This is a genomic window from Pseudarthrobacter sp. BRE9 (assembly GCF_031844305.1).
In the GTDB taxonomy this organism is placed as follows: Bacteria; Actinomycetota; Actinomycetes; order Actinomycetales; family Micrococcaceae; genus Arthrobacter.
In genome coordinates this window covers 53,614-67,089 of the sequence record NZ_JAUZUY010000013.1, presented here as the reverse complement: position 1 = coordinate 67,089, position 13,476 = coordinate 53,614, and the positions used below count along the sequence as shown (strand labels likewise).

Genomic DNA, 13,476 nt, shown 5'->3' with positions numbered 1-13,476 from the left:
AGGGACGGCCCGCAACCGGGAGCAATGATGATCACGAGGAGCGAAGTTGTCCAACCACACGTACAGCATTTCTGAAATTGTCGGCACCTCCACCCAGGGCGTGGATGACGCCGTCCGCAATGGCATTGCCCAGGCTTCCAAGACCCTGCGCAACCTCGACTGGTTCGAAGTCAAGGAGGTCCGCGGCCACCTGGAGGACGGGAAAATCGCGGACTGGCAGGTCACCATCAAGATCGGTTTCCGCCTGGAAGAGCACTGAACCAAATAGCTGGCGGGTTAAATAACTGACCCGCAGTCCACGTCCCGGATGTTTACGACGTTGGCTGCGGGTCAGTTCCCCTTTAATCGGCCCTAGTTTGCCGTACCCGGGCTGCGCCGGCGCCAGACCGTTGGGACGCCGTCGAAGGCAGGAAAAATGTGTCCTTCGAAGAAGGACAGGACCGTGTGCGGATCGAGGTCCGGGCTCCAGAGCCCCGAAGCAGGGCAGTGCGAACCGGTAGCGGTGGAGGCGGTGCCGGCTGACGCCTGGCGCTCCTTCAGCAGGGCGATGCGTTTCATCGTTGAGACCATCCTGGGTGTTAAAGACTGGGCAGGGAAAACGTGTATTCCCACCCTAGGAAACCCCTGGTCAGGGACCAATGGGCGGCTGGCCAGAATCACCGCCCTTCGCTGGACGAATGAACAGAAGCAGGGCGCCCGTCAGCCCGCTTCGCCGCTTTCGGCGACCACTGCGGCGTCGCGCTCCAGGTCAGCGCCGGGTACCGCACCGAGGCTGCCCAGCAGGGCAAGGGCGTCCGACGACGGCGATCCCGGCCGTGCGGAATACACCCTCAGCGTCTGGTCGGGATCCTCGGGCAGGACAAGGTTTTCAAAGTTCAGTTCCAGGTCCCCCACCGCGGGATGGTGCAGCCGGACGGTACCGGCCGAGCGGGTGGCCACCCGGTGCCCTGCCCACCACTGGCGGAAGTGTTCACTGTGGACCGCCAACTCGCCCACCAGGTGGCTGGCCTGCGGGTCGTTGGGGTGGCGCCCCACGTCCAGCCGAAGGGATCCCGCGGCCTCCGCGGCCACCGTCTTCCAGTCCCTGAACAGCTCCCGGGCTGCGGGGTCCAGTATGGTCCACCGGGTGAGGTTCCGCTCCGCCGGCGGCAGTGCCGGGAAATCCGTGAACAACAGGAAGGCCATCCGGTTCCCTGCCAGGACGTCGCTGCGCCGGCCCAGCACCATGGCCGGCACCTCCCCCACTGCGTCGAGGAGTTGGCGCAGCGCGGGCCGGACCCCTTGGGCAGTTGCCGCTCCCGGGTCTCGGGGAGCACCGGCGCAGTTCTCGAGCAGGTCCAGCATGTGGGCGTGCTCGCTGCTGTCCAGGCGCAGTGCCCGGGCCACCGCATCCAGGACCGTGCGCGAGGGGTGGATGTTGCGGCCCTGCTCCAGCCGCACGTAATAGTCGGTGCTGACGCCGGCAAGCCGCGCCACTTCCTCCCGCCGCAGCCCCGGAACCCTCCGGGCCCCCGCACTGGGACCCGTACCGGCAACCTCCGGACTCAAGCGCGACCGCATGGCTTTGAGGAATTTTCCAAACTCGGCGCTTTGACCCATGGGAACCATTCTGCCTGCGATGAGTGCCTTACTCTACAACGAAGGTAGGACTGGCAGTCCTAGGAAAAACAGGAACAGCCTTGCCTGCTGACTTGAAGGCGAAAAGTGCATAGGCTCGGGATTGAGCCGGTGGAAACCGTTTTCTGGCGCAGTCCAGCCCGTGGTGAGCCGGCCTCGATCCCCAGCCCCACACTTTCCAAGGAGCACACCATGTCAGAGCCGACACAGAACCTGACCCTGAACAATGGCGTCACCATCCCGCAGCTTGGCTTCGGCGTCTTCCAGGTCCCGCCGGAAGATACCCAACGCACGGTGGAGGACGCCCTGGAAGCCGGCTACCGCCACATTGACACCGCAGCGGCCTACCGCAACGAGGCAGGAGTGGGGGCGGCATTGGCCGCCACCGGGATAGCACGCGAGGAAATCTTCGTCACCACCAAGCTCCGCAACGGCGAGCAGGGCCGGGCGCAGGAAGCATTCCAGAACAGCCGTAAGGCATTGGGCCTGGACTTCATCGACCTCTACCTCATTCACTGGCCGGTCCCCTCGCAGGGACTCTTCGTCCAGGCATGGAAGGAGATGGAGCGGCTGTACGAGAACAAGGAAATCCGCGCCATCGGCGTCTCCAACTTCCTCTCCGACCACCTCGACACACTCCTGGAGTCGGCCGAAACCGTCCCCGCCGTCAACCAGATCGAGCTGCACCCCAGCTACCAGCAGGCGGACCTTGCGGCGAAGTGCCGGAGCCTTGGCATCGCCGTGGAGGCCTACAGCCCGCTGGGGCAGGGCGGTGACCTGAAAGGAAACGCCGTTACGGCAATCGCCAGCACCCACAACGCCACCACCGCCCAGGTAGTGCTTGCCTGGCACCTGGCCAACGGAAACATCGTCATCCCCAAGTCGGCCAATCCGGACAGGATCCGGCAAAACTTCGCGGCCTCGTCCCTGAAGCTTTCCCAGGACGAACTGGCCGCCATCACCGCACTCGAGTCCGGCGCCCGCATCGGGTCCGATCCCGCCGTCGCCGCCTTCACCCAGATGTAGCTTCCGGACACCCAGCCGCCGGAAGGCTTCACCACCGAAAGGATCTGCCATGCAGTACACCCATCTGGGCCGTTCCGGCCTGAAAGTCTCCCGCCTTTGCCTGGGCACCATGAACTTCGGGCCGCAGACGGAGGAAGCGGACGCCCACAGCATCATGGACTCCGCGCACGGGGCGGGCATCAACTTCTTCGATACAGCCAACGTGTACGGCGGTGCCGGCCACCGCGGCTGGACCGAGGAAATTATTGGGCGCTGGTTCGCCAAGGGCGGCGAGCGCCGCGAACACACGGTGCTGGCCACCAAGCTGTACGGCACCATGACGGACCGGCCCAACGAGTCCAAGCTCTCGGCACTGAACATTCGCCGGGCGCTGGACGCCAGCCTCAAGCGGCTGCAGACCGACTACATCGATGTGTACCAGTTCCACCACATCGACCGTGATACGCCGTGGGACGAGATCTGGCAGGCCATCGAAGTTGCGGTGCAGCAGGGGAAGATCCTGTACTCGGGCAGCAGCAACTTTGCCGGCTGGCACATTGCGCAGGCGCAGGAAGCGGCCCGTCGACGGAACTACACCGGCCTGGTCAGCGAGCAGTCCATCTACAACCTGTTCATGCGCCAGGTGGAACTGGAAGTCATCCCCGCGGCCCAGCAGTACGGCCTTGGCCTGATCCCCTGGTCGCCGCTGCAGGGCGGGCTGCTGGGCGGTGTCCTGAAGAAGGAACGCGAGGGCGTGCGGCGCACTGAAGGACGGGCGGCTGAAACGCTGAAGAAGCACCAGGACCAGATCCGCCAGTACGAGGACTTCGCCGACGAACTGGGTCACGAACCCGGCGATGTTGCCCTGGCCTGGCTTCTGCACCAGCCGGCGGTGACCGCCCCGATCGTGGGCCCGCGCACCCAGGAACAGCTGGACGCCGCCATCCGCGCCCTGGACGTCTCCCTCGATGGCGACGCCCTCAAGCGGCTGGACGACATCTTCCCGGGACACCGCACGGCACCGGAAGACTACGCGTGGTAACCCCACCCGCCGGCGATACGGTGGCGCCCCGGAGCATCCTCTTCATCGGCGGCACCGGGGTCATCAGTGCGGCGGCGGCCGAACGCGCCGCCGCGCTGGGCCATCGGCTGACCATCCTGAACCGGGGCCAGTCCACCCGGCCGGTTCCGGACGGGACGGAAGTGCTCCATGCGGATGTCCGGGATGCGGCGTCGGTCCGGGAGGTCCTGGGCACCAGGGAGTTCGACGCCGTCGCGGACTTCATCTCCTACACTCCGGACCAGGCACAAACAAGCATGGACCTGTTCCGGGAGCGGACCGGCCAGTTCGTCTTCATCAGCTCCGCCTCGGCATACCAGAAGCCGCCCACCAGGTTGCCCATCCGTGAGTCGACGCCGCTGAAGAACCCGTTCTGGCAGTACTCCCGGGACAAGATCGCGTGCGAGGAACTGCTCTTCCAGGCCTACCGGGAGCAGGACTTCCCCCTGACGGTCATCCGGCCGTCGCACACCTACGACCGCACCAAGATTGCCATGGTGGGCGGCTGGACGGACATCCACCGGATGCGCAGCGGGCTCCCGGTCATGGTGCACGGCGACGGCACCTCGCTGTGGACGCTGACGCACAGCAAGGACTTCGCCAAGGCGTTCGTCGGCCTGCTCGGAAGGCCACAGGCGGTTGGAGAGAGCTACACCATCACCTCTGACGAGTACCTGCCATGGAACCAGATCTACCGGCTCTTCGCCCGGGCAGCAGGAGTCCGCGAGCCGGAACTGGTGCACGTAGCGTCCAAGACCATCGCCGCCCACGACCAGGAACTGGGCGCCAACCTCCTGGGCGACCGGTCGCATTCGGTGGTCTTTGACAACACCAAGATCAAATCCCTCGTCCCGGACTTCACCGCCACCATCCCGTTCGCGGACGGCGCCCGGGAAATCGTCGCGTGGTACGACAACCACCCGGAGCTGCACCAGGTGAACGAGGCCTACATGCAGCTCTCGGACAAGCTCACAAGCTGGGCGCGGCAGGGCGCCTGAACCGGGGTTGCAGCATCCAGGGCCTGGTGCCGCGGGCCCGCCGCATCCAGCGGCGGGCCGGCGGTGCCTGCCCGCTGTGCTAATTTCGGCGCATGACGTTGCCCCCTTCCGAACAGCCCGTCGACAAGCCTGTGGCCGCCGCCATCCGGCTCCTGGCCGGGCAGGGTTTCGATGCAACATCCGTTGAGGAACTCGCCGAAGCCTCGGGCATGAGCCGCAGCACGTTCTTCCGGCGGTTCGGGTCAAAGGAGGACGTGGTCTTCGCCGACCACGAACGGATCCTGCGCCAGGTCAATGACCGGCTCGCGGAATCGAGGCTGGAGCCCCTGGCCGCCGTTGTGGACGCGGCGCTGCTGGTGTTCGACCACCACCTGCGGAACCCTGAAACGTCCCGGGCCAGGTACGAACTGTTGCAGGCGGTTCCGGCCCTGCGGGACCGGGAGCTGGTCACGTCGCACCGGTACGAGCGGGCCTTCCTGCAGTCCCTGAATGACCAGCTGCCCCGGGACGGGCGGAGCGGGTACAAGGCCGTCGCCTTCGCCGCAGCCGTGGTGGCCGTGCATAACGCCTTCCTGCGGGAGTGGCTGCGTGCGGCGCCGGGGCCGGGAGACGCCGGGGCTGGGGACCGCACAAGGGCTTCAGCCCTTGCAGCCGAACTCCTGGCCCTGTCGGAAACATTCAGGCCTGCACTCCTCGGTTCCGCTGCCATCGCCCAGCCGGCGCCGACCGTCGTCGTGACCGTCCTCCCTGGCCAGGCCGGCAGGGAAGCGATCGCCCAGGCCGTCCTGGACGCCCTCCCCTAACGCGTCCCACACCCCCGTGATACTCAGTTTCTTGACGTGGAACTGCGTTTCAATGCATCCTTAGTCGGTGTGGCGGAAGCCACACGGCTCCACCAGTTCCACCGCTGATGAAGAGGATGCAGATACATGACGACGACGTCGCCCACCCAAGTGCCCCACCGCGCCGAAAACCCTTCCGGCTTTCCCGCCGGCACGGTGGAGCCCGACTACTTCCTGACCGAGGCCCTCGGCACGGACCCCGCGTCCGTCCTGGCCGGCATCAACGATGAGGACCGGGCGTACTGGGACCGCGCACGCCGCTTCGTCCAGGAGGAGGTCCTCCCCGTCATCGACGGCTTCTGGGAACGCGGCGAGTACCCGCTGCATCTGCTCCGGCGCCTTGGCGAACTGGACCTGCTGCGGGACGGCGTTCCGGTGGACGGCTACGCGCCCATGAGCAGCATGGCCGCCGGGCTGGTGAACATGGAAATCAGCCGCGGTGACGGCTCTGTGGCAACGATGATCGCGGTCCAGGGCGGCCTGGCCCTGCGCTCCGTGGCGGAATGCGGGTCTGCGGCGCAGCGGGAGCGTTGGCTGCCGGCAATCGCAAGCGGCACCGAGTACGCGGCGTTCGCCCTGACGGAGCCCACCCACGGTTCCGACTCGGTGGCCCTGGAAAGCACAGCCACCCGTACCGACGGCGGTTTCCTGCTCAACGGCGAAAAGAAATGGATCGGAAACGGCTCGGTTGGGGGTGTCAGCATCGTCTGGGCCCGGGGCGACGACGGCCAGGTCCACGGCTACCTGGTTCCACAGGACTCCGCCGGCTACACCGCAACGAAGATCGAGGGCAAACTGGCCCTGCGCGCCATCTGGCAGGCCCACATCCGGCTGGAGGATGTCTTTGTCCCGGAAGAGAACGTCCTCCCGGGCGCACGGACCTTCAAGGACACGGCCCGTGTCCTGCTGGCGACCCGGCTGGGTGTTGCCTGGTCCGCCGTCGGCCATGCCACCGCCTGCTACGAAACCGCCGTCCAGTACGCCAGGCAGCGCAAGCAGTTCGGCCGGGCCCTGGCCGCCTCCCAGATCGTCCAGGAGCGGTTGGCCCGCATGCTCAGCGAACTTGCCACCATGCAACTGATGGTGGTGCAGATGACCCGGCTCGATGAAGCCGGGATGCTGACTCCGGAGCAGGCGTCGCTGGCCAAGTACACCTGCACCCGGACCGCCCGGGGCATCGCCTCCAACGCGCGCGACCTGCTGGGCGGCAACGGCATCCTGCTGCAAAACCGCGTGGCCCGGCACCTGGCCGACATCGAAGCCATCCACACCTACGAAGGCACAGAAACCATGCAGGCGCTCATCATCGGGCGGGGCATCACCGGCATGTCCGCCTTCGCCTGAGCCCTACAGCCTGACTTCCACCGCCCGTCATTTCTGAAAGGACTGTTCTTGAACCAGTTCGCCAACATCCCCGTCATCCTGGGCGGTGCCCGCACCCCATTCGGCAGGTTCCGCGGCGGCCTCACGCCCTTCTCCTCCAGCCAACTCGGCGCCCATGCCATCCGGGCAGCCCTGGAACGGACCGGCGTGGCCCCGGAACAAATCGATGCCGTGATCGTGGGGCAGGTCATCCAGGCCGGCGCCGGGCAAGGGCCCGCACGCCAGGCAAGCCTGGCAGCCGGAATCGGTTGGGACGTTCCCACGATCACCATCAACAAGCTCTGCCTGTCCGGACTGACTGCCGTGATCGACGCCGCCCGGATGATCCGCACCGGGGAAGCCGACTTCATTGTCGCCGCCGGCCAGGAGTCCATGACCAACGCACCGCACCTGGTCCCCGGGCTTCGCGCCGGCGTCGTCATCGGCGATGCACCCATGCTCGACTCCCTGAACCATGACGGCCTGCAGGACCCGGTGAGCGGCAAGCTCATGGGAGAGGCCACGGACGCCGGGAACGCCCAGCGCGGGATCGCGCGTGAAGAGCAGGACGCAGTGGCGGCCCGCTCGCACCAACGCGCCGCAGCGGCCCGGGCTGCCGGGGTGCTGGCCGACGAGATCGCGCCGATCCAGGTGCCGCAGCGCAAGGGCCCGGCGGTGACCATCGAGCACGACGAGGGCATCCGCCCGGACACCACCGCCGAATCCCTGGCGCAGCTCCGGCCGGCGTTCTCCAAGGACGAGACCGCCACCATCACCGCCGGCTCGGCGTCACCCCTCTCCGACGGCGCGGCGGCACTGGTCATCGCGAGCAAGGCGGCGGCCGAAGCGGCAGGGCTGGAGTGGATCGCCGAGATCGGAGCCCACGGCCAGACGGCCGGACCGGACGGATCCCTGCACTCCCAGCCGGCCCGTGCCATCGAGCGTGCGCTGAAGGACCAGGGGCTTACGGTCCAGGACCTGGACCTCGTGGAAATCAACGAAGCGTTCGCCTCCGTCCTCATCCAGTCCGCCAACGACCTGGGCATCGACACCGAGGCAGTCAATGCCGACGGCGGCGCCATTGCCCTGGGCCATCCCGTGGGCGCCTCCGGCGCCCGGCTGGTGCTGCACCAGGCACTCGCGCTGAAACGCCGCGGCGGCGGCACCGGCGTCGTGGCCCTCTGCGGGGGCGGCGGCCAGGGCGACGCCCTCATCCTCAAAGCATGACCCTCCCAACGAAGAAGCAGGCCATGACCAACACCACCTCCGCCGACGGCTTCGCCACCATCTCGGTAGCAGCCGTCCTGGCAGAATCAGCCAAGAGGACTCCCAACAGCATCGCCCTCGTGGTGGGTGAGGACCAGGTCAGCTACGCCGACCTCTGGGACCAGACCCGCGCCTATGCCGGGGCGCTGCGGTCCCGCGGCATTGGTCCGGGAGATGCCGTCGCCGTCCTGATCCCCAACGTCCCGGACTTCGCCCGGGTGTATTACGCCATCCTGTCGCTCGGCGCCATCGTTGTCCCCGTCCATGCCCTGCTCAAGGCCCGCGAAATCGAATACGTCCTGCAGGACAGCGGCGCCAGGCTCTTGGTCTGCGCCGCTCCCCTGCTCGCGGAGGGGGCGGCGGGTGCTGCGGCCAACGGAACCGACGTCCTGACGGTGATGGCTCCCGACGACGGCGGGTTCCCCCGGCTCGAAGCGGAAGCAGCCGCCGCCGAACCCATCCGGACGTATGAACCGTGCCGCCCCTCGGATACGGCCACCATTCTTTACACCTCGGGCACCACCGGTAAACCGAAGGGCGCACTGGGCACGCACTTCGCCCTGGTGGAACAGACCAGCGTACTGCTGACCAGCGTGATGGACTTCAAGCCCGGCGACGTCCTGTTCGGCGGGCTGCCGCTCTTCCACACCTTTGGCCAGACGGTGGTCCTCAACACGGGCCTGCGTGCCGGAGCCACCATCGTCCTGATGCCGCGCTTCACCGGCGAGGACGCGCTGCGGCTGCTGGCGCGGCACAACGTCAACATCTTCCTTGGGGTGCCCACCATGTATGTGGCGCTCCTGGAAGCTGCGAAGACCGTAGCGGACCGGCCGTCGGCGCTCCGGTACGGCATCTCCGGCGGCGCCTCCCTTCCGCTTGCCGTCATGGATAAGTTCCGCGACGTCTTCGGCGTGGAGATCCATGAAGGCTACGGACTGACCGAGACGTCGCCGGTGGCCGCCTTCAACCATGTGGGCACCGCGCCGCGGCCCGGCACCATTGGGGTCCCGATCTGGGGCGTGGACATCGAAATCGCCCGGCCGGAGACCGTGGAGGCCATCGAGCTGCTGCCCAACGGCGAGCTGGGCGAACTCGTCATCCGCGGCCACCTGCTTATGAAGGGCTACCTCAACCGGCCCGAGGCAACTGCGGAGGCCGTGGTGGACGGCTGGTTCCGCACTGGGGACCTGGGAAGAAAGGACGACGACGGCTACCTCACCATCGTGGACCGCAAGAAGGACATGATTATCCGCAACGGCTACAACGTCTACCCCCGGGAAGTGGAGGAAGTCCTGCTGACCCACCCGGCCGTGGTGAGCGCCGCTGTCTACGGCATCCCCGATGATGTCCATGGGCAGGAGATCGCCGCCGCAGTCGTGCTGGACGCCGGCGCAACCGTCAGCGAAAGCGAGTTGGTGGACTTCGCCAGCAACCAACTCGCGGCCTACAAGTACCCGCGGGTGGTCAGGATCCTTTCCGAACTCCCGCTGGGACCCAGTGGAAAGATCCTGAAGCGGAAGCTGGCCGGCGACCCCGCCTAGGACAGGGCGGGTTGGGACAGGGCAGGTCAGGACAGGGCGGGTTGGGACAGGGCAGGTCAGGACAGGGCAGGTTTAGGGCAAGGCCGGCGCCATTCGGCAGAAAGGCCGAAGGCAGGCCGCCACCCGGCAGGAGACCGAAGGCACGCCCGCCAAGCGCACGGGGCGGGCCCGGCCTGCCCCTCTACAACGTTCTAAATACCGTGCCAGGGCCAGGAAAACAAGGCTTGCCTTCACCCCTCCCCCGGACCTAGATTGCTGGGGAAGCGTTTTCCGGTCTTGAAATTGAAAGGATTCACTGATGAATCCCCGCCTCACCCCCATACGCCTTCTTTCCGTGGGCGCCGCCGGCCTGGCACTGACGGTGGGTTGCCTCGCCGCCCCGGCCTCCGCCGTCGGCCCTTCCCCCAAGCCGGGGAACCCCGGCATCCAGCTGGACCACCTGGACCGGGGCCTGGTGGCCGCAGGCACTTCGGAGGGCGTCTTCCTCAGCTGGCGCCTGCTGGGCAACGAAGCCACCGGCTCATCCGCCACCGGCCTCACGGGCACTGACTTCAACGTATACCGCGACGGGCAAAAGCTGGCCACGGTCACGGACAGCACCAACTTCCTGGACCGCAGCGGAACGGGAGCTTCGGCCTACCAGGTGCGTGCCGTCGTCGGGGGTGCTGAAGCGGACAACAGCGCCGCGGCCACCCCGTGGGGCACCAACTTCAAGGACATCCCGCTCAAGAAGCCGGCGGACGGCGTGACTCCCGCGGGCCAGGCCTACACCTACTCCGCCAACGACACCTCGGTAGGCGACGTGGACGGCGACGGACAGTACGAGTTCATCGTGAAGTGGGACCCGAACAACTCGAAGGATGTCTCCCAGGTGGGCTACACGGGCAACACCTATGTCGACACCTACAAGGCGGACGGCGCCCTCCTCAGCCGGATCGACCTGGGCGTCAACATCCGCTCCGGCGCCCACTACACCCAGCTGCTGGTCAACGACTTCGACGGCGACGGCCGCGCCGAGATGATGATGAAAACTGCGCCGGGGACCAAGAGCACCAGCTTCAACGCCGACGGCAGCGTGGCCGCGAGCTCCTTCATCTCACTTCTCCAGTCCGACCTCGACGCCGGGTATTCCAACGCGGACGACTACCGCATGAGCGCCGCGGACTATTACCAGCACATGGTGAAGACCTTCCAGGGCTGGACCGAGCACCCCGAGGTCAAGGCGGGCCACTGGCCGGCCACCCTTGAGCAGGCCTTCGGCATCGCGCCGCAGTACAAATACCCGCTGTCCCAGGCCGACGCCGAGGCCCTCACCAACTACTTCATGGACGTCTACGCCCCGTCGCGCAGCGCCCGGAACAACCTGCGCGCGTTTGAAGGCTTCATTGTGTCCGGGCCCGAGTACCTGACGGTGTTCGAGGGAGCCACGGGCAAGGAACTGAAGACCGTGGCCTACACGCCGGGCCGGACCGACGACGGCCTCATGTGGGGCGACTACGCCATGCCCCGGATCGAGCCGGGCAACCGCGTGGACCGGTTCCTGGCCGGCGTCGCCTACCTCGACGGCAGGAAGCCGGCGGCGGTCTTCGCCCGCGGCTACTACACCCGGACCACCCTGGCCACCTACACCTGGGACGGGACCAACCTCTCGCCGGTCTGGAACGTCGACTCCGGCTGGACACCGATGACCAACCCCTTCAACGACTCTCCGCACGGCCGCGACGGCACCGACCCCACCTACGGCAAGCTCACCACCCAGGGCTTCCACTCCCTGAGCGCCTCGGATGTGGACGGTGACGGAAAGCAGGAGATCGTCTACGGATCGGCAACGCTCGACGACGACGGATCTGTCCTGTACACCTCGTTCGACACCCTGCCGACCGGCAGCGCCGCGCCCGGACAAGAGGCGCGGCTGGGACATGGTGACGCCATGCACGTGGCGGACATCGACCCGGTGCGCCCCGGCAAGGAGATCTTCACCGTCCACGAAGGTGCCTCCTACGCGCCCTACGGCTACGCCATGCGCGATGCGGCCACCGGGGAGGTGCTGTTCGGCGCCTACTCAGGCAAGGACACCGGCCGCGGCATGATCGGCGACGTGGATCCGTCCGTCCCCGGCCTTGAGAACTGGGCCATCGGCATGCAGTCCGCGGACGGCCGCAAGCTCTCCACCAGTGCCCCCGGCACCAACATGAGCATCAGGTGGGCCGCGGACATGACGACGCAGATCATCAACGGCTCGGGCGAGCAGACCCCCACCATCGATGACTGGAAGCGCGGGCGGTTGCTCACGGCAGACGGCACCCGCACCAACAACAGCACCAAGGGCACTCCCAGCCTGGTGGCCGACGTCCTGGGCGACTGGCGGGAGGAAATGTTGGTCCGCACGGCAGACAGCTCCGCCCTGCGGATCTACCTGAGCACCGAGGTCACCAACCACAAGCTCTACACGCTGATGCACGATCCGCAGTACCGCGCCGAAGTTGCCCGGCAGAACACGGCCTACAACCAGCCCGCCTACACGGACTTCTACTTTGCCTCCGACATGACCTTCGGAAATGTCCCGCTGCGCGCCGCCTGGTTACCGGGCAGCGTCAAGGCATTGCAGGACATCCTGACGGACCTGGTGGACTCCGGCGATGTGGCAGGTCCGGTGGCGGCCCAGCTTGGCGCCAGCGTCCAGCAGGCGGCAAAGGCGGTCCAGGACGGCGACCCGGCCAAGGCTGGCCAGGCCCTGCAGAGGTTCGTGGACTTCCTTGCCCAGCAGAAGGGGCCGGATACGGTATCGAGTACGGCCCGGGTGGCGCTGGACTACAACGCCGGCAACATCCTCCGGGCCTTCTCGAATCCAGGCCGGTGAGGGCGCTGGCGGCCGAAAAAGGGGAGACTGATGGCATGACACTTGCACCGCTCATCGAACTCAATGACGGCAACAGGATTCCGCAGCTGGGGCTTGGCACCTGGCCGCTGGACGACGAACAGGTGGCTGCCGCCGTCGTACACGCTGTGGAAGCCGGATACCGGCACATCGACACCGCCGTGAAGTACGGCAACGAACGCGGGGTGGGCAACGGCATCCGCGCCAGCGGGGCTGGGCGGAGCGAGCTCTTCATCACCACCAAGTTGGACGGTGAATTCCAGGGCGACGACCGCGCGGTGGCAGGACTGGAGGGCTCGCTGAAGCGCCTGGGGCTGGACTACGTGGACCTGCTGCTGATCCACTGGCCGCTGCCCCAGCGCGATGAGTACGTGTCCACATGGAAGACGTTCGAGCGGTTGCAGGCAGAGGGGAAGGTGCGTTCCATCGGCGTTTCCAACTTCAAGCCGGCCCACCTCGAGCGGCTTATGGCCGAAACCGGAGTGGTGCCGGCAGTAAACCAGATCCAGCTCAGCCCGGCCATCACCCGTACGGCCGAGCGGGAGTCCACGAAAAGCACGGAATTATCACAGAGTCCTACAGCCCCCTTGGTGGATCAGGGGCCAGCCTGCTTGATGCTCCCATCCTGTCCCAGCTGGCCGAGAAACACGGAAAAACACCCGGTCAACTGGTCCTGCGGTGGCATATTCAGCACGGACTTGTAACGATTCCGAAAACGGCCAATCCAGACCGGATGAGGGAGAACCTGGACGTCTTTGATTTCGCCTTGGATCCGCAGGATCTAGCGGAATTGGCCATCCTCGACGAGGGTCCCGGCGCAGGCAATGATTCCGATGTAACCGGGCACTGAAACGGGCCTGAACTGCGCTTTTTGTTATATTTGGGGTTGGCAAAGAGATAGTAAGCA

Annotated in this window: 11 protein-coding genes and 1 pseudogene; 10 read left to right on the top strand and 2 right to left on the bottom strand. The window is 66.6% G+C overall.

Annotation, left to right across the window (positions count from 1 at the left end; translation table 11 throughout):
• Positions 1-46: 46 nt before the first annotated feature.
• Positions 47-259, top strand: coding sequence for a dodecin (locus Q9R31_RS19160; protein ID WP_141158437.1), 213 nt, complete (start codon positions 47-49; stop codon positions 257-259).
• A 92-nt stretch (positions 260-351) separates the two neighbouring features.
• On the opposite strand, the gene Q9R31_RS19155 is transcribed toward Q9R31_RS19160, so the two are convergent.
• Positions 352-558 (bottom strand): hypothetical protein, encoded by a 207-nt coding sequence (locus Q9R31_RS19155; RefSeq protein ID WP_311264296.1) that lies wholly within the window; start codon positions 556-558, stop codon positions 352-354.
• Between the two features lie 141 nt (positions 559-699).
• Positions 700-1,599: a helix-turn-helix transcriptional regulator gene (locus tag Q9R31_RS19150; RefSeq protein ID WP_311264295.1), complete on the bottom strand. Its 900-nt coding sequence runs from the start codon at positions 1,597-1,599 to the stop codon at positions 700-702.
• 210 nt (positions 1,600-1,809) lie between these two features.
• Between Q9R31_RS19150 and Q9R31_RS19145 the strand changes: the two genes are divergently transcribed.
• The 9 genes and pseudogenes from Q9R31_RS19145 (at position 1,810) to Q9R31_RS19105 (ending at position 13,419) form a co-directional block, all read left to right on the top strand.
• A complete protein-coding gene (locus Q9R31_RS19145) occupies positions 1,810-2,643 on the top strand; it encodes an aldo/keto reductase (protein WP_311264294.1) in 834 nt (277 codons plus the stop codon).
• Between the two features lie 49 nt (positions 2,644-2,692).
• Complete coding sequence (locus Q9R31_RS19140; protein WP_311264293.1) at positions 2,693-3,664, top strand: aldo/keto reductase; 972 nt, start codon at positions 2,693-2,695, stop codon at positions 3,662-3,664.
• Positions 3,658-4,680, top strand: coding sequence for an NAD-dependent epimerase/dehydratase family protein (locus tag Q9R31_RS19135; RefSeq protein ID WP_311264292.1), 1,023 nt, complete (start codon positions 3,658-3,660; stop codon positions 4,678-4,680). Before Q9R31_RS19140 ends, Q9R31_RS19135 begins: the two co-directional genes overlap by 7 nt.
• Before the next feature lie 92 nt (positions 4,681-4,772).
• Positions 4,773-5,483 carry a TetR family transcriptional regulator gene (locus Q9R31_RS19130; protein WP_311264291.1) on the top strand — a complete coding sequence of 237 codons (711 nt, stop codon included), beginning with the start codon at positions 4,773-4,775 and terminating at the stop codon, positions 5,481-5,483.
• A gap of 126 nt (positions 5,484-5,609) precedes the next feature.
• Positions 5,610-6,866 (top strand): acyl-CoA dehydrogenase family protein, encoded by a 1,257-nt coding sequence (locus tag Q9R31_RS19125; RefSeq protein ID WP_311264290.1) that lies wholly within the window; start codon positions 5,610-5,612, stop codon positions 6,864-6,866.
• A gap of 48 nt (positions 6,867-6,914) precedes the next feature.
• Entirely contained in the window at positions 6,915-8,111 is a 1,197-nt protein-coding gene (locus Q9R31_RS19120; RefSeq protein WP_311264289.1) for an acetyl-CoA C-acyltransferase, read from the top strand.
• Between the two features lie 23 nt (positions 8,112-8,134).
• Complete coding sequence (locus Q9R31_RS19115; RefSeq protein WP_311264344.1) at positions 8,135-9,691, top strand: long-chain fatty acid--CoA ligase; 1,557 nt, start codon at positions 8,135-8,137, stop codon at positions 9,689-9,691.
• A gap of 298 nt (positions 9,692-9,989) precedes the next feature.
• Positions 9,990-12,551 (top strand): rhamnogalacturonan lyase, encoded by a 2,562-nt coding sequence (locus Q9R31_RS19110; RefSeq protein ID WP_311264288.1) that lies wholly within the window; start codon positions 9,990-9,992, stop codon positions 12,549-12,551.
• Between the two features lie 35 nt (positions 12,552-12,586).
• Positions 12,587-13,419, top strand: a pseudogene (locus Q9R31_RS19105) (aldo/keto reductase).
• The last annotated feature ends 57 nt before the right edge of the window (positions 13,420-13,476 follow it).